We start from the raw sequence: 16829 nt of genomic DNA, 5'->3' as shown, positions 1-16829 counted from the left end.
TAATTGAACAACAAAACCCGCCATCCCCACCGATAATTGAACAACAAAACCTGCCCTCCCCACCGATAATTGAACTTACCGCCTAACCCACCCTACGGGTATGACGGTGCCATCTGTAATAATATCATTTTTACATCAATCTCTAACGCCATGGTTTCCTGGCGTAATTCCTGCTGCAAATAGCCAACAAAGTTTAAAACCTTTGGCAAATACCCACTTAATACTAATACCCACTTTAAAGGCATGACAACTTATATCGACTCCCCCCTCACTTATTCACAAGATTGTTGTGTTCCATCGGGCAGAATAGCGTTACAGAGGTTCGCTTGGTTAAGATTAGCCCCCTCTAGATTAGCCCCCCTGAGATTCGCCTCTTGTAGATTTGCCTTCTGCAAATTCGCCCCCGCTAAATTAGCATTAATCAAATCGGCTTGAAATAAGGTTGCTTGCTCAAAGTTCGTGTTTTGCAGGTTAGAATTGTACAGGCTAGCACCACTCAGATTTACATTGCGGAAATTGGCTCCGTTTAAATTAGTATTAAATAAATTAGCACCCCGTAGTTCACGTTCCTCAGCCCCTTGATTCACAATTTCCCAAACCAAACGCCATTTGGGGTCAAGGGTAGTCTCTTCATTGATTTTGGCAGTTCTCAGGTTAGCATTTTCTAGATTAGCTCCGGCTAAATTAACATTTCCAAGTTCGGCATTTCTTAAGTTGGCATTGGTTAAATCTGCATTACTCAGGTCAGCATAGCGCAATTCAGTATTGGTCAACTGAGTACCTTGCAGATTAGCCCCTCGTAAGTTGACAATAAATAAATACGCTTCAGCTAAATTGGCATTTTCTAAATTGGCGTTTTCTAGATTCAATCCTTCTAAATTCGCACCTGACAAATCCGCCCCTGCTAACGCTTGTCCGGCAATTCCTTGATTAACCAACTCCCAAACGAATAACCATTTGTCATTCATAACCGTTTGACTATTAAATTGGGTTCCTCTTAAATCGGTGCGAAATAACTTGGCATTTTCTAAGTTAGCGCCTTTGAGGTTTACCCCTCTTAATGAGGTTCCTTCTAAATTAGCGTCACCGAGATTGGCTCCTTCTAGAGATGCATTGGCTAATTTAGCCCGTCTTAAATCGGTTTCCTGTAAATTGGTGCGAGTCAAATTAGCATTCTGTAATGAAGCATTCATCAGGTTTGCTTTCCGCAAATCTGCAAATTGTAAATTAGCATTCTGGAGATTAGCGTCTTCTAAATTCGCCTCTTGTAGATTAACTTTAAGAAGCTTGGCACGAAATAAATTAGCGTTAGCGAGTCTAGCATTCCGGAGATCTGCATCCTCTAAATTTGCCCCAGAAAGTCGGGCTTCCCGTAAGTCAGCTTCTCTTAAATCGGCTTCAACTAAGTTAGCGCCTTCAATATTGAACCCCCTGAGATTCCGCTTCCTCAAACGCACTCCCCGCAGATTACAAGTCGGACATTCTCCTTCATCTAAGAGCTTTTCTACATCTTGATCCTTGGCGGCTTGCACGGAATTGCTAAGACATAGCAGGATAACTAGAGCAATAGTTGTAAAGCGGGTGGCTAAAGGGAGGGTTTTAATCATGGATAAACGCATAGAATAGTTAGTGTAGATAGGTATTTACTATAGCAATCTTAAATTGTATTGTATCAATCCTTCCACCTCATCAGGGGCTACGAGTTATACGGGTTAGTGCGATCGCGCCTTTAATTATCAGAATTTATTAATCCATTGTCGGGGCGGGTTTAGGGACTCAATTGGGCTGGTTACCGATAACTGAACAACAAAACCCGCCCTTTATTCAATGGCGCTTTGGCTCCAATAATTAGGTCGATAGCCATAAACCTGCCTATATTAAGTTCTGTAAATAGCCCTCAACCCCTTACATAAACGTAGCTTGCCATTCCCCACCTGAATATCGGTGGGTTAGGTTGGATAGTTGATTAAATAATTATCGCCTGAATTCAATTCCGCCTAACCCACCCTACGATTTATACAATTTTCAACATACCTGGATTAGGGCGCACGACAACAATCCCGTCACTTTAAAATTGCAATGTGGTTCGTATTGTGCCAATAAGTGTATCATCGTTATCGCTATTATGATCCGGTGCAGTTAGCCAAATTATCCCTGGTGTAATTGTAATATTATCCGTTAACTTATACTGGTAGAATGCTTCTAGATGTAGGGAGGTACTCGGATCATCAATGCCTAAATTATTCAAACCATCGCTCCCGGTAACTTTTGGTTCCATCCCGATAATAAATCCGCCGAGATTGCCAGTTTTGCCGAAATCGGGTAAGGCTAATGTTAGCGCCCAATACCACAAATTAGCATCCCCTTCGTTAATAACATTGGCTTTGGTATAACCCGCCCATCCTCCAACCACAAATCGGGGATTAAGTTGTACGGAAGCGGCGAGGTTAACGGAATTGGTAACGACGGGCAAATCTAATTGATTGACTAAATTAGTGTCTTGACTACCGACTTGCCAGTCTTGGTTATACGCATTAACATAAGTCAAGCCAATCGTGGCGCGATCGCGAATCTCAAATTTGACTTGGGCTAATGCGCCATAAGCCCCATCAAATAAGCCGTTACCGGGTTCCGGATTTCCGCCATTCCCAGCTAAATAGCCTAAGCTGACTTCTAAGTGATCATTTACTGCGTGTCTTACCCCGACACCCGCCCCACTAACTAAATAATAAATCGGCGCACGAGTAGCAAAGCGAGATACCGCCCCACTCGCGCCATCCCCATCCAGGTAAGGGTTAATTGTATCCGTAAAGTCATCCGCCGCCCCAGCATTCGCCGCGATGACGACTTGCGTCTGATTCCCAATCGGGAAACGGTACAATAAAGCATCAATCTCTAAGTCACTATCCCTAGCCCCAGTAAAAGATAATTCCCCTTCCGGTGTACCTGTGCGACGTTCCAGACGCCCTAAACCTTCTGCTTGCAGTCGGGTTCGCAGTAAATCTTGACCCGTGAAACTCGTGTCTAAATTTAAGCGGGTACGATGTCCAAATGTGGTAACAGTATCATCCTCAGAAACAATCCCCGCCGCGCCAATAATCACTTCTCCATCCAGTTGAGTTGTTGTCGAAAATTGGGTCAGTTCCAGTTCTCTAGTTCGGGCGGTTAAGGCGTCTACATCACCCCGTAGCAGGGATATTTCTAAAACAAATTCATTGGTTAACTGTTCTAGTGTGGCTAAGTCTGTGGAAGGAACATCGCCTCCCCTAGCAATTAAGGATTGGATTTGATCTAAAGCTTGACGTAATCCGGCGGCAAATTCGTAGCGAGTCATTGACCGATTGCCCCGGAATGTACGATCAGGATACCCTGTGAGTATGCCATATCGTTCAATTAGCGATCGCAAGGCGGTATATGCCCAATCACTGGGCTGTACATCCCGCAACTGGGAAACATTCGTCACTTGACCTAAGCTATTATTATCTCCGTACTGATTAATTGGGTCTAAACGGTTCTCAGCCGGATCACTCGACTCATTCCCTACTGTTTCTTGACTCGCTAAGGTTTCCCCTAAACCACAAAACTCTCCCGCACCTCCACACCCTTGCACCTCAACCTCTTGTGCCGTAACAGTTCCAGCCCCCACTACCCAAAACGCGATCGCTGGACTCATCCACAGCAGTTTCGGCAAAATTTGATCCATTTTTCGGTTTCTCCTTATGTCCGGTTGAATACTTAATATGATGTCCGGATCCATCACCCATAATAAAAATGTACGGGCTTGGTAACCAAGCCCCTACTCACCCTCACCCTCACCCCTAAATAATCGAAGTTTTTTCTTTCAAAACACCGTCCGCGATTCCAAATTTGCCTCAATGTCCTGACGAGTCCGCCAAACCGATCGCAATTCCTTTCGGGCATACAAGGGTAACTGATCCCCAATATGCCTAGAACCCGGTTGTGTCGCATTGCCATAAACAGTGAGTACCCTTGCCTTAATCGGATCAGAAAACTCGATCGCGGCAATATAACTATCCCCAGCTACTGATTGCAACCCTGTCTCATTCATCGGTGCAAAATCAATCACCTGGAAACTGCCCAACTGCCCAGAAGCACCACTTCCGGGTAAATCCACGTCCCCATACTTTAATCGCGCCCTCTCACCCCAAGGGACATCTAACCTGCCATACCCGGCTTTAACCCTAGCAGCGGCTTCTGCTAAAACCTCCACCGCCGCCACCGGATCTGCCAAACTATCAGGGGTAGTCAGAGGCGATTGGGGATTCCAACCTGTGGCAAACTGATTCGTATTGGGCATTAATTGTACCCAAGTGGCAAACAAAACCGTTCCTCGACTGTCTGCATTTGCCTGTCGATCCCAGTTGGCTAAAACATTCGCGGCTTCATTGGCTAACTCATCCCCTGACTGTCGCGTTGCGGTGATTAAGTCATCGAGTATCCGATCTGCCAATTCTAGACGCGAGGAGAATTTCCGGGCAATCATCTCCTCAAAACTAATTGAATTCTCCCCCATCAACATTTTTGCCGATCGCTGGGCGCGAAAATTCATCGATTGGGGTGCCATGTAGGGCGGATAATCATCAGGATTAATGGCTTGGGGGAATGTAGTCGTCCAGGGTGGATCGTTGGCATTTTGTAACCAACCCGTTTCTGGGTCAAGGATGCGAGGTAAATCTTGATAGGGATGATACCTTGTCCATAAGGTTTCAGAGGTATCGCCAGGAACCACACCCTGCCAATAGTGCCAATCTCCCTGAGAACGCACTGGCACTTGACCATTAAATATATGTAAAATATGCCCGTCTCGGTCGGCATACAGAATGGTAAACATGGGCAGTTGCAAACGGGCGACGGCTGTCTCAAAGTCTTGGCGGTTACGCGATCGCACCATATCCCACAATTGTGCCATTAACTGAGGTTGGTCTAACCCCACCACCCGCAACGCGATCGCATTCCCCTCCTGCTGCGTAACCACAGGACCATGAATCGACCGCCGAATCACCAATTCCTGTTCCGCTAATGTCCCATTTTCCTGCTTTACCTTTAGGGTTTGGGTTTCGGTTGCAAAGGGGCGAACTTGCCCATCAAACTCATACCCCCCATCCGCCAAAGTAAGTTCATAAGCTGTCCAACCCCGATGAGTATTAACTGTGGCTGTCCAACCCAACTGATCATTAAACCCAATGGATAACATGGGCATTCCCACCAACGCCGCCCCATAAGCATCAATCCCTGGGGCGGTTAACTGGCTTTCGTACCACAGGTAAAAATCTGACCAGGGTAAGTGCGGATTCGCCAGTAGCATCGCATTCCCACTCGCTGAATGAGACGGTGCGATCGCCCATCCATTAGAACCAGCTTGGGAATCCCCCGATTTCAACGATTCCCAGCGCTGGGGATTCACCACAAAGTTAAAATGAGTCACCCGTTGCAGATGTGCCAACACATCCACCCCATCCACGGGCAACACCACCTTGACTTTATTGTCAATTTGGTGATCATGTTCGGAGGCATACCGATTAATCCCCGCCGCAAAGCTATCCAGATAACGCCGCATCGTTACATCTTGCGCCTCGTACCATTCCTGCGCCCTGGCGGGAATCCCCATAGTGCGGACATACTTATCCGAGTCCACATAATCTTGTCCCCAATACTCGGCTGCCTTACCCCGTGCCTGTCCATATAACCTGAGAATAAGATTGCCATGACTCGCCGCTTGCGCCCAGCCAAACGCCTGGAATAGATTCTCTGTATTATTGCCGTAAATATGCGGAACGCCCCAGGTATCCCAAAGAATCTCTGTGCGATCGTCTCCAGTAACTGGACGGTAAATTCCCCAGGCTACAGTAAAAATCACCGTCAGCAATACTACGATCAAAACTGAAAATCTTTTGTTCAATCGGGACATTCTCAATTAAAATAAACATCGATATTTTTGTCCAACTATAAATTATAGACTTTATTTGTTTAATTAACCACAATTAATTATAAAATATTCATTGTGGCTGAGTTCCTTCTTTGATGCACCATTTTAGTGGCAATGCGTTAAACTAGACATTAGGTTAAGAATGGTAACCAAAACATCTCTAAAAAGAATAGAACATTAATGTCCACTGCTTTAATTACTGGAGCGTCGGCAGGACTGGGGGCTACATTTGCTCAGGAACTCGCTAAACGGCAAACCGATTTAGTTCTTGTGGCTCGTTCCCAAGACAAACTACAGCAACTTGCCCAAGCTTTACAAGCCACCTATGGGATTCAAGTTGAGTTTATTCCCCAAGATCTTACCGCACCTGATGCCGCCCCGAACGTCTTTGAAATAGTCAATCAGAAAAATATTTCCATCGATTTACTGATTAATAATGCTGGGTTTGGCGACTACGGTGTCTTTAGTCAGACGTCTCGGCGTAAACAGCTAGAGATGATTCAGCTTAATATCCTGGCGTTGGTAGACTTGACTCATCACTTTCTCCCCCAGATGCAACAACGAGGTTCTGGAAGTATTATTAACCTCTCCTCAATTGCTGGGTTTCAACCGCTCCCGTATCTATCAATCTATTCAGCAACTAAAGCCTTTGTTCTTAGTTTCAGTGAGGCGCTTTGGGCAGAAAATCAGCACAGGGGTGTTAAAATTCTGGCAGCTTGTCCTGGACCAACGGAAACGAACTTTTTCACCACGGCGAATTTTGCCCAATATGCTCCTGATAGTTTAAAACAGCAACAAACCGATTCCCCGGAGGTAGTGGTTCAGGAAATTCTCCAGGTTCTAGACACTGATGATTGTACGGTAGTGGCAGGGCGGTGGCAGAATAATTTTATCGTTAATCTGCCCCGATTCTTGCCCAGGAAAACCCTGGTGCAGATTGTCGAGCAACAGTTTCGTCCTCAAAAGGCATAATTAAATTGTAGTGGCATGACACCTAGAGCGTCCGTCGGTCGGTGTAACTACAGTTAGCGGTCATATACAGACGTGCCATGGCACATCTGTACAAAGTCAATTGTAGGGGCGGGTTTAAGTACTAAAGTTAGCTTACCCACCGATAACTGAAGGGCAAAACCCGCCCTTAGGTATAGGTGGGGAATGTTACCATTAGGGGGGATTTGATTACACCGACTGGTGTTCTAGGTTATTCTCAGCATCAGACTAATTCGCGATCGCATCTGCTCCAGCTACCAAAAAGGGGCGAACCTAGAAAATGTGATTATGCCTGATGGGACAAAACATAAAAAACTCAATATGACAAAGGTGCAACCCGGTTTAGGCTGCACCCTTTCAGTTGTCTGTATAAGTCGAGGGGTCTGAAAACGTTTAGATCAATCGAGGTAATCAAGGAATTATGACCAATTCGTCACTCCTCTGCTGCTATAGGAGCAGTTGAGGCTTAATAGTTCGCCACTGATGTAATTTCGTCTCCTAACAGGGGTCCGTACAGATTGGAAGCACCCGTTTCGTGACTATTCCAGTTTCCTTGGATAAAGTAGATTCCATCATGACTGGAAGCCGCGATTTTTCCCGTTTGACCTTTTAAAGAGCCTTTGGTGATTTGCACGAGTTCATTTTGCTTGTAAACCATTGTGATCCCTCCGTTTCACATTTGTTCAAAAATTAGCTTTTCTTACTTATACAGTATTTTGACAAATGTTTTACACCATCAGCGACGATCTTTCGACAGATTTTAGAAATCTTTCAAGTTTGCCATCCCTTACCATAACACAGAACTCTGGAAACCTTTGGTATTGCTGGGGTCTGAAGGATGGGCAACCATCGGATAAGCCATAGAGTGGATGGTAGAGGGCAGAAGGTTCCGAGGAAAATGTACCCAAGTTCATGCCTAGGGGTGACTTTATTGGATTGGGTATACACCGTTGATCCCCTGTAGGAAATACCGCTTTGGGATCAATGGCACCGAAAAGCTTGCATTTGGGGAGCGCCAAAACCCTTGATATATCCTAGGGTGGGCATTGCCCACCAGCCTAGCAGGAGCGTGCCATTTGCCTGATCGAGAGCAGGGGAACAAGGACAATTAAAGCGTCATGCCCATCCTGTCAAGATAGAACTATTACGTCTTTTTTCTCAGGGCAGATCCTCGCCCGGTGATGGATTTACAGTAGAAGTATCGTCTCCTAAATTTCTCCTCATGTAAAAAGGATGCTAAAAAATGATGGTTAAATCTTACCGCAGACTGCTCCTGTCCTTTATCATTATGGTTGGTCTGGTATTCGTGACTTCCCTTCAGTCCGTTGCCCAGGCTAGTGATGATGTCGTCAATGTCTATTTTTTTCACACCAAAACCTGCCCCCATTGCCTTGAGCAAAAGCCGTTAATGACTTATATCGATCAACACAATCAAAACGTTGACGTTACGCAGGTTGAGGTTAACGACAATCCCAGCCAATGGCAGGAATTCCGAGAAGCCCGAGGCATTTCGTCCGGCGCTGTTCCCAGAACGGTGATTGAGGACAAAATGTTCATTGGCTATAGTGAAGCCGAAGGACCCTTGGAATACAATTCGGTTCATCAAGCTTATATCGGCTACAAAAACCAAATTATTGCGGCGATAGAAACGGCAGTCGGATCTCCAATCAATTTACCCACAACTGATCAAACGACTCAGCAACAGACCAGCCCCCCGTGGCAGGTCTTTTTAATCCCGTTCTGGTATCTGTGTAGTTATCCGTTTTTGAAAAACCAGCTTGAAAAACGACAAGGTAAACGCTATTGGATTGGCGGGTTACTGGCAATAACGATCATCAGTCTATTTGTGTTTCTTGCCCTCACCCCTGATGCTGTAATTAAAACCTTTGCCCAAGGGCTGCCCTTCCCCCTATTTGTCTCTACCATTGCCCTTGCCGATGGCTTTAACCCCTGTGCATTCACGGTTTTAGTCATTCTGCTGTCGTTACTCACCTATACCCGCAGCCGCAAGGATATGACCTTGGTGGGGACAACTTTTATTATCACGTCAGCGGTGATGTATTTTATCTTTATCATGCTGATGGTCTTGGCAGGTTCAGTCTTCCTGGAAAACTATGGCACTCTATTTATGCTGATTCTGGGAATTCTGATTACCGGGGCGGGTCTGATCAATATCAAGGATTATTTTTGGTTCAAAAAATCTATCTCCCTATCCCTCTCAGAAAAACAACAGTCAACGATACATAAACGAGCCGGAAAAATTGTCAGAAACCTGAGAAATGCTCAAGGCGATCGCCAGATGTTTCTCACTGCATTAGCTGGGACGGTTCTATTAGCCGTCTTTGTCAATATTGTCGAACTGGGTTGTACAGCGATTCTGCCTGCGGTTTACATGACGGCGCTGTTACAGTACTGCTCCGATACAATTGGCTTGTGTCATATCTCGTGGACAGCGTTGTATGCCGTGATTTACATTATTCCGCTGTTGGCTATTTTAGGCAACTTTATCTATTCGTTTAAGTCCACTCGACTTACTGAAAACCAAGGGAGAGTGCTGAAACTGGTTGGAGGACTCTTTATGCTGTTCTTTGGTTTGGCGATGATGTTTAAACCTGAGTTATTAACCCTTGGCTAATCACACTGATTTCTCTGATTTTCAGCAATGGTAGGGGTGGAGAGTTTACAGGTTAGTCGCACGACCTTTCACGGAGGCGTTAGTTCTCTATGGACTAATGCCCAATTTAAATGCACAACAGCTTAAAGGGGGAATTTTTTCTTCTCCCCCTGTTTTCTTTTGTCTGAGTGACGCCAATTTAATCGGCTAAGGGTGAAATTTCGTCGCCCAGCAGGGGTCCGTATAGGTTGGACATATCGTTTGTTTGATTCGTCAAGTCTCTGGCAATAAAATAGCTACCTTCATGGCTACAAGAGGCAATTTTTCCTGTATGACCTTTGAGAGATCCCTTGATGATTTTTACGCGATCGTTTTGTTGATAAGTCATCATGCAAATCGCACTTGTACGTTTTTAAGTAAACTATTTCATCATACAAATGTTATTTTTTTAATTCGATGAAGCTGAACAGGCTTTTCAATAAAGTTTTGGCAAAACTTTATTTTACAAAACTTTACATTTTGAGACTGAACCTTCTCTCCCTCTATTTCCTGAGAAGGGCGGGTTTAGTCAAGTTATCGGGACAGTGCCAAAATGTTATCGGTAAAACCCGCCCCTACAGCCCTACTTATGCTTCAGGTTTTTCCCCAAAGCTGGGATAGCTGTTGACGCACCTCAAAAAAGTCATTCCAGGGTAAGTAAGGCTTTTGACGTTCATCCAGATATTGGCTGAGGCGATCGCGGGCGAAGACGACAGAGGCGTGCAATGCCATGTTAAAATCCGTCACCGAATCCCCGATCGCAATCTGTTCGTCTGCTGGGTGTTGTGCCATCACCTGAACTTTGGCAACTAATTCGCTATCCCCCTCAAACTCGGACAAGGGCTGGAGACAGTCACCACTGGTATCCACATCAACGGCATAAACAGCCGCCACTCGTTCTAGCAGCGACGTTCCTCCCCGCTTTTCTCGACCCAACACCGTCTCCACCATACCGCGCAATCCCCCGGAAACCACCACAAACGGTACGCCGCGATCGTCTAGAAAATCGAGTAATTCCACTAAACCTGGACGAATCGGTTTAGATTGGCTATAGGTGAGGATATCTGGATATCGAGAGGACGGAATTGATTCTAGGACGCGGCGTACACCTTCCCGTAGCGTTAGCCGTTTGGCGTAGAGTTCGGGCATCACTTGGGCAGATAACTCAGGCGCAAAATCCTTTAACATCCCGGCAAAGGTTTCTACTGCCGTAATCGTACCATCGAAGTCACAAAAGACAACTCGCTGCATTCGAGATCAGAGGTTAGGTTAGGTTTAACATTGATAAAGATGGTATATTATTAGCCATCCCACTTGCTTTATTATGCCGCATTAAATCTCTCTCAGCAAAGAATAGATCAGATAGTTTGTAATTTTTAGATGAATCGATAAAAATCATCCGGCTACAACCCATAAAGTTCTGAACGATGGAATAGATCGAAGTTAAACAGAAGCCCTCAGAAGTCGATGTTCCTCGTTTGTGATAGTCCTAAACCTCGCTCGTATCCAGGTCAAGCTAGAGTATTTTTGATGGCATTATTATTCTCTAATTGATTTATATCTTAGAGTTATTAAACTTAGCGATAACTTAATAGATTTATCTTCATGGGTAAGAAATCCAGAGCGTAGCTGGCTTGATGCGTCATGAGTATGACAACAGCTCAATGCTCTTAATAAGTACAATAACTCATTGACAGAAATCTCTATTTTCCCTGCAACAGGTGAAATATATCAAATTACGATGTTTGAGCAATAAGATAAATTGAATCAAATCATTGATATGACCAATAGTTATTAGGTTATGATTGAGTCAGGATATAGCGGTTCGCGATTCGATGAGGTACAATCCACTCACAGGAAAAGCATGAGAGATAAGGGATGAGGGATAAAGTGGTGTATTTCATCATAACGAGTAAGAACCGCGATCAGTATAGAAACCTAGTCCAAAGCGATTAGCACATCAGGGGGTATGTACCAAGTACAATTGTGAACATAAGCTAAAGGAATGACTCTAAACTATCCCATCATTGAAACCCAACTCAGACTCATTAGAGCTTTACAGCGCGGATACGCTGAAGCCTTAGAAGCTGGAGATTGGCAAGCGGCGGAGTATCGTTGCGCCCATTTACATCGGTTGTGTGAAGGGTTACATCATCTAAGTTATTTGCTGGATCGAGGCAATGCCTTATCTACAGTGACACCCCAAAATCAAAATAATTGGGTGGGGACTATCCGGGGTAACAATCCGATGCACGCTTTAAATCAGTCCTCGGAGACGAACGAAAAGCCTCTTTCATCACGCCCCCTACCCCCTGAACCACCGCCTATTGATGAAGTGTGGAATCAGTAAATGCTTCTAACTTTTCACAGTTGATGAGGGAGATAGGGGAGATGCAGAAGATGAGGAAGATAGAGGAGTTCACCTGACATTTAACCTTCAGCAAGGGCGGGTTTAGTTAAGGTAGGGGTTTTTTCCTGAACGGTATTGATAAAACCCGCCCCTACACACCATGTCCGACAAGCGAAGCGAAGAGTGTAGAGACGCGCCATGGCGCGTCTCTACTTTTCTGTTGTATTCGGTTTTCTACCAATCAGAAGCGCCAGTTCCAGCCATTTCCAGTAACAATCGACATCAGTATAACCAATTTCTCGTAGCCATTTCAGTTGAGTTTCTACATCCAATAATTTATTCGAGGGATCATCGGGTTTGTCAGCAATTCCCATACAAGCGCGGAAATGTTCATGGAGTGCTGGTGTGGGAGAGGCAACGTGTTCTAAGTTACAAAAAATACCACCGGGTTCTAGTATGTTGAAGAGTTCAGCATAGAGGGAATACTTGCGTTCATGACTTAGGTGATGAATCGCAAAGCTAGACACGATCGCGTCAAATATACCTAACTCTGGCAAGGGATGATCTAAATCATGGGTTATGATTTTTACCGTCTCATCCCCAGCAAACCGATGTTTAGCCGCGTTAAGCATCGTGGGTGAAAAATCGATCGCGATACTTTCGACATGGGGGCGGTCAATTTTCAGCAGTGCCAATAGGCGTCCGTCTCCAGTGCCTAAATCGAGGATACGTTTGGCTGTTTTAGGAACTTCTTCTAAGACAACGGCTTCACCTTCTGTCCGATGGGGGAGGTTATCAGATCGTTGTAAATAAGATAGCGCATGGTCAGCCGATGTCCAGAGATTTGTCATTTGTCATTTGTCATTTGTCGTCTTTGTCGGTTGGGTTGAGGAACGAAACCCAACAAGCATGGGTTAATGCACCCAATCCTACAAGTCCCAGCGCCGCGAGACTAATCGGTTCAGGAACAGGGACTGTATTCAGGGCGTTACGATTGAGACGGAACGTGCTTTTTCGAGGGGCTATGGCAAAATTATATCACTTGTGCCGTTAACAAAACCTGCTGAGAGTCTACACAAATCTTATGATTGGGACACGACTGCGTGGGCGTTATGAAATTATCCAACCTTTGGGGCGTGGGGGGTTTGGCGAAACCTACCTGGCACGCGATCGCGATTTACCCGGACATCCTGATTGTGTGGTTAAGCAACTGAAGCCGCAGGTGGCGAATCCGTCTGTGTTAGAGGCGTCTCGCCGCCTGTTTGATACCGAGGCACGGGTTCTGTATCAGTTGGGGAATCATGACCAAATTCCCCAGCTTTTAGCCCATTTTGAAGATAATCAGCAATTTTATTTAGTTCAAGAACATATTCAAGGGGATGATTTACGTCACGAGTTATCACCTAGACATCGATTGGATAAGATGCAGGCGATCCGGTTAGTCTGGGATATCTTAGAAATCTTAAACTTTGTTCATCAACACCAGGTTATTCATCGGGATATTAAACCCTCTAATTTAATTCGACGGGCAGCGGATGGCAAGATTATTTTAATTGACTTTGGCACGGTTAAACAGGTGAGTACGGCAACAAGTTCCCCAACAGAAGTGACAATTGCCATTGGTACGCCCGGTTATATGCCGCCAGAACAATGTGCGGGAAAACCGCGTTTTAGTAGCGATATTCATGCGGTGGGAATGCTAGGAATTCAAGCCTTGACGGGGGTATTACCCCATCATTTACCAGCGAATCCGAAAACGGGTGAGGTGATTTGGCGGGAACAGTTAGCCGAACCCTCACGTTTTCATGACATTTTAGAGAAAATGGTGTGTCAAGATATCCGCGATCGCTATGAAACTGTGAGGGAGGTGTTAGACGCGATCGCCGCCTTGCCTTCTAGTGCGACAATCCCCTTACCTAGGAATACTTTACCTCGTCCTGTAAGAACTGTAAACAGCTTACCGTCTCAGCTTCAAACTCAGCGCACCCTCGCTGCGATCGCGTTTACCGATGGTGTGGGTTTTAGTGCCAGAATGTCGGCGGATGAAGAACATACTCTAGACTTAATTCACCGGGATTTAGAGTTAATGCGGCGATTATGTCGGCAGTTTTCTGGACAGACGATTAAGTCTACTGGGGATGGCTTATTAATGTATTTTCCCAGTGCGGTTCTGGCGGTGGATTGTGCGATTGAAATTCAGCGAACCTTGGCTAAAGCTGCCCAAAGTTTATCAGAAAATGACATTATTTTACATCGGATTGGCATTCACTTAGGCGATGTCTTTGTCAGTGAAGGCGATGTCATGGGCAATGGGGTGAATATTGCTGCCCGTTTAGAAGGGAAAGCACAACCGGGAGGGATTTGTATTTCTCAGATCGTTTATGATTTGGTCAAAAATCATTTACAGTTACCCACCACATTTTTAGGGGATTTGTCGTTAAAAAATATTACTGACCCCGTACCGAGTTATTTAATTCAACCTGTATCGTCAGAAAATAAAACATATTCACCCACAAATTATCCGTCTAAACCCAAACCGAAACAGACACGCCAGGATGTTCAGTTTCGCCACATATTACTCAATAAAGTCAGAAACTATTGGATAAAAGGGGTATTAGAAACCTCATTACATGGTCGCGTCTTAATTGAACTAGGCTTAGAAGAACGCCTCGATTTAGTCGAACGCCCTTGGGAGTTGGTTTGGGAGGGTTCCGGGGAATTCCAGCAAACCCTATTACCGGGAATCAAAGTCAGTGACAAGTTTCTGGCGATGGGCGAGGGGCGATCGCTCTTAATTCTAGGGGAACCGGGAAGTGGCAAAACCACGACGCTTTTAGAATTAACTCGCGATCTATTGGATCAAGCAGACGTTGATAGTAATCACCCGATTCCTGTGGTTTTTAATTTATCCTCTTGGACGGGAGGTAAACAAACCATTGCTGACTGGTTAGTCAACGAACTCCATACCAAATATCAAGTATCGAAAGATATTGGTCAAACCTGGATTGATTCGGGAGAACTGTTACTCTTATTGGATGGGTTAGATGAAGTAAGTATTACGTTAAGAGAGGCTTGTGTCACCGCCATCAATCAATTTAGTAGCGAACATGGCACAACTGAACTCGTGGTTTGTAGTCGGATTCGGGATTATCAAGCCCTACAGCGGCGTCTAAATTTACAAGCCGCGATTTGTCTACAACCGCTTACTTTAGCCCAAATTGATCGCTACCTGAACAGCGCTGGGACACAACTTACAGTAGTGCGCCAAGTTATGCGATCGGATAGCACCCTACAAGACTTAGCCCAATCCCCATTAATGTTAAGTATTATTACCCTGGCGTATCAGGGAATATCCCTAGATGAGTTACCGCAAAGGAGTGGTTTAGACGACTGGCGTAAGCATTTATTTGATCGGTACATTCAGCGGATGTTTAAGCGCAGGCGGGGTCAAGAGAAGTATAGTCAAGAGCAAGTAATTAACTGGTTAAGTTGGTTAGCCAAACGGATGTATCAAAACTCAGAAACCGTATTTTTAATTGAGCGATTGCAGCCGAGTTGGTTAGACAATAAAGCGCAAAAATGGCTGTATTCTCTAGGAGTTGGCTTAATCGGGGGATTAATTATGGGGTTAGGTGGGGGGCTGAATGTCGAGCTTATGTTTTGGCGGGAAATTACTCTATTGGCTGGATTAATTATGGGACTCGGCGGCGGATTGATGGCGGGGTTAATTGTAGCGTTAGTTATGAATCAGATTGAACCCGTGGAAACGTTGAAATGGTCATGGGTAAAAGCAAAACGAAATATATTACCGGGGTTGCGAATTGGGTTAACCGTAGGATTAATATTTGGTTTCAGCAGTGGACTCATTTTCTGGCTGATTGCGCCGAGTCAGGAGGCGATAATTGAGGGGCTAACTTATGGATTGAGTGGTATAGGAACGGGATTAATTTTCGTCTTATTGCGTGGATTAACGGGAGGTGGAATTGAGACAAGTACAGTTCCCAATCAAGGGATATGGCAATCGGCACAAAATACCTTAATTTTTGCTTTAATTGGGGTAGTTGCTATGGTAGGTTTGGCGCAAATCGTGGGACTACCGATTTTATTTGGTGCGGTGATTGGATTGCTGTTTGGGTTGTTTTCACCTGCGGGGATTGCTTGCATTCAGCATTTTACGTTACGGTTAGTGCTTTATTTTAGTGGGTGTATTCCCTGGAATTATGCGCGATTTCTGGATTATGCGACGCAGCAGATTTTTTTACAGAAGGTAGGAGGGGGGTATATTTTTATTCACCGATTGTTGTTGGAACATTTTGCTCAGATGGAGCGAAAAATGTAATACCCGTAGGGGCGCACCGACGTGCGCCCTCTTCCACTGACGTGCTATTAGTGTCAACTTAAATCCCCTCACCCCCAGCCCCTCTCCCACCAGGGGAGAGGGGAGCAAGAAGGAAGTTTCAGATGTAATATTAGAAGCATCTTTATGTGATGGTTTCCTTTATTTTCCCACTTTTATTCCCCCGTTTATCCCCCCTTTTGAAAGGGTGGCTAGGGGGGATAGAGTAGGGTGGGTTAGGCGGAATTAAATCCAGGAAATAATCCGATAATGGGATATCCGCCGTAACCCACCAATAATGTACACCTTGCACCATTAAAACCTTGAATTTTGTTAGGTTTCCTGCGTCAATCCAACCGACAACCTAAACTTAAGGAAACAACCCGATAAATTGATACAGCAGTTTGCTCTGCTATGCGGTACATTGTCGATCCCCCTAAATCCCCCTTAAAAAGGGGGACTTTGATCTACTATACTTTATTACAGCGCAAAGAGTTGTATCCACCGCCACCCACCAATAATTCTCAGATGGAATCGATGTAGGGTGGGTTAG

Annotated in this window: 13 protein-coding genes; 4 read left to right on the top strand and 9 right to left on the bottom strand. The window is 45.1% G+C overall.

The features are described 5' to 3' along the window. Positions 1 to 92: 92 nt before the first annotated feature. From ACLFWI_RS02325 to ACLFWI_RS02310, 4 genes are all read right to left on the bottom strand, one after another. The gene (locus ACLFWI_RS02325) at positions 93 to 245 is read right to left on the bottom strand and encodes a hypothetical protein (RefSeq protein WP_446411562.1); all 153 of its coding nucleotides are present in this window, start codon (positions 243 to 245) and stop codon (positions 93 to 95) included. Between the two features lie 27 nt (positions 246 to 272). Continuing rightward, positions 273 to 1607: a pentapeptide repeat-containing protein gene (locus ACLFWI_RS02320; protein WP_446411561.1), complete on the bottom strand. Its 1335-nt coding sequence runs from the start codon at positions 1605 to 1607 to the stop codon at positions 273 to 275. Between the two features lie 461 nt (positions 1608 to 2068). After that, a complete protein-coding gene (locus tag ACLFWI_RS02315) occupies positions 2069 to 3703 on the bottom strand; it encodes an iron uptake porin (protein WP_446411560.1) in 1635 nt (544 codons plus the stop codon). A gap of 138 nt (positions 3704 to 3841) precedes the next feature. Further along, entirely contained in the window at positions 3842 to 5929 is a 2088-nt protein-coding gene (locus ACLFWI_RS02310) for an acylase (protein WP_446411559.1), read from the bottom strand. 198 nt (positions 5930 to 6127) lie between these two features. On the opposite strand from ACLFWI_RS02310, the gene ACLFWI_RS02305 reads away from it, so the two are divergent. After that, entirely contained in the window at positions 6128 to 6919 is a 792-nt protein-coding gene (locus ACLFWI_RS02305) for an SDR family NAD(P)-dependent oxidoreductase (RefSeq protein WP_446411558.1), read from the top strand. Between the two features lie 484 nt (positions 6920 to 7403). Here ACLFWI_RS02305 and ACLFWI_RS02300 read toward each other — a convergent pair whose 3' ends face one another. Continuing rightward, positions 7404 to 7595: a hypothetical protein gene (locus ACLFWI_RS02300; RefSeq protein WP_446411557.1), complete on the bottom strand. Its 192-nt coding sequence runs from the start codon at positions 7593 to 7595 to the stop codon at positions 7404 to 7406. 630 nt (positions 7596 to 8225) lie between these two features. Between ACLFWI_RS02300 and ACLFWI_RS02295 the strand changes: the two genes are divergently transcribed. Beyond that, a complete protein-coding gene (locus tag ACLFWI_RS02295; RefSeq protein ID WP_446411556.1) occupies positions 8226 to 9572 on the top strand; it encodes a glutaredoxin family protein in 1347 nt (448 codons plus the stop codon). 178 nt (positions 9573 to 9750) lie between these two features. Here the strand turns inward: ACLFWI_RS02295 and ACLFWI_RS02290 are convergent, their stop codons facing one another. Both ACLFWI_RS02290 and ACLFWI_RS02285 read right to left on the bottom strand, forming a co-directional pair. Continuing rightward, entirely contained in the window at positions 9751 to 9942 is a 192-nt protein-coding gene (locus ACLFWI_RS02290; RefSeq protein ID WP_446406963.1) for a hypothetical protein, read from the bottom strand. Positions 9943 to 10184: 242 nt separating this feature from the next. Continuing rightward, complete coding sequence (locus tag ACLFWI_RS02285) at positions 10185 to 10841, bottom strand: HAD-IB family phosphatase (protein WP_446411555.1); 657 nt, start codon at positions 10839 to 10841, stop codon at positions 10185 to 10187. A gap of 754 nt (positions 10842 to 11595) precedes the next feature. Between ACLFWI_RS02285 and ACLFWI_RS02280 the strand changes: the two genes are divergently transcribed. Continuing rightward, a complete protein-coding gene (locus ACLFWI_RS02280) occupies positions 11596 to 11940 on the top strand; it encodes a hypothetical protein (RefSeq protein WP_006098037.1) in 345 nt (114 codons plus the stop codon). Positions 11941 to 12149: 209 nt separating this feature from the next. Here the strand turns inward: ACLFWI_RS02280 and ACLFWI_RS02275 are convergent, their stop codons facing one another. Both ACLFWI_RS02275 and ACLFWI_RS02270 read right to left on the bottom strand, forming a co-directional pair. Next, positions 12150 to 12791, bottom strand: a complete 642-nt coding sequence (locus ACLFWI_RS02275; RefSeq protein ID WP_446411554.1) for a class I SAM-dependent methyltransferase — start codon at positions 12789 to 12791, stop codon at positions 12150 to 12152. Positions 12792 to 12801: 10 nt separating this feature from the next. Next, positions 12802 to 12924, bottom strand: a complete 123-nt coding sequence (locus ACLFWI_RS02270) for a PEP-CTERM sorting domain-containing protein (RefSeq protein ID WP_446411581.1) — start codon at positions 12922 to 12924, stop codon at positions 12802 to 12804. A gap of 100 nt (positions 12925 to 13024) precedes the next feature. On the opposite strand from ACLFWI_RS02270, the gene ACLFWI_RS02265 reads away from it, so the two are divergent. Continuing rightward, entirely contained in the window at positions 13025 to 16279 is a 3255-nt protein-coding gene (locus ACLFWI_RS02265; RefSeq protein WP_446411553.1) for a protein kinase domain-containing protein, read from the top strand. Positions 16280 to 16829: the final 550 nt, after the last annotated feature.

The sequence above is a fragment of the Coleofasciculus sp. genome (assembly GCF_046539235.1).
Classification (GTDB): domain Bacteria; phylum Cyanobacteriota; class Cyanobacteriia; order Cyanobacteriales; family Coleofasciculaceae; genus Coleofasciculus.
This window is presented reverse-complemented; position numbering and strand designations above follow the sequence as displayed.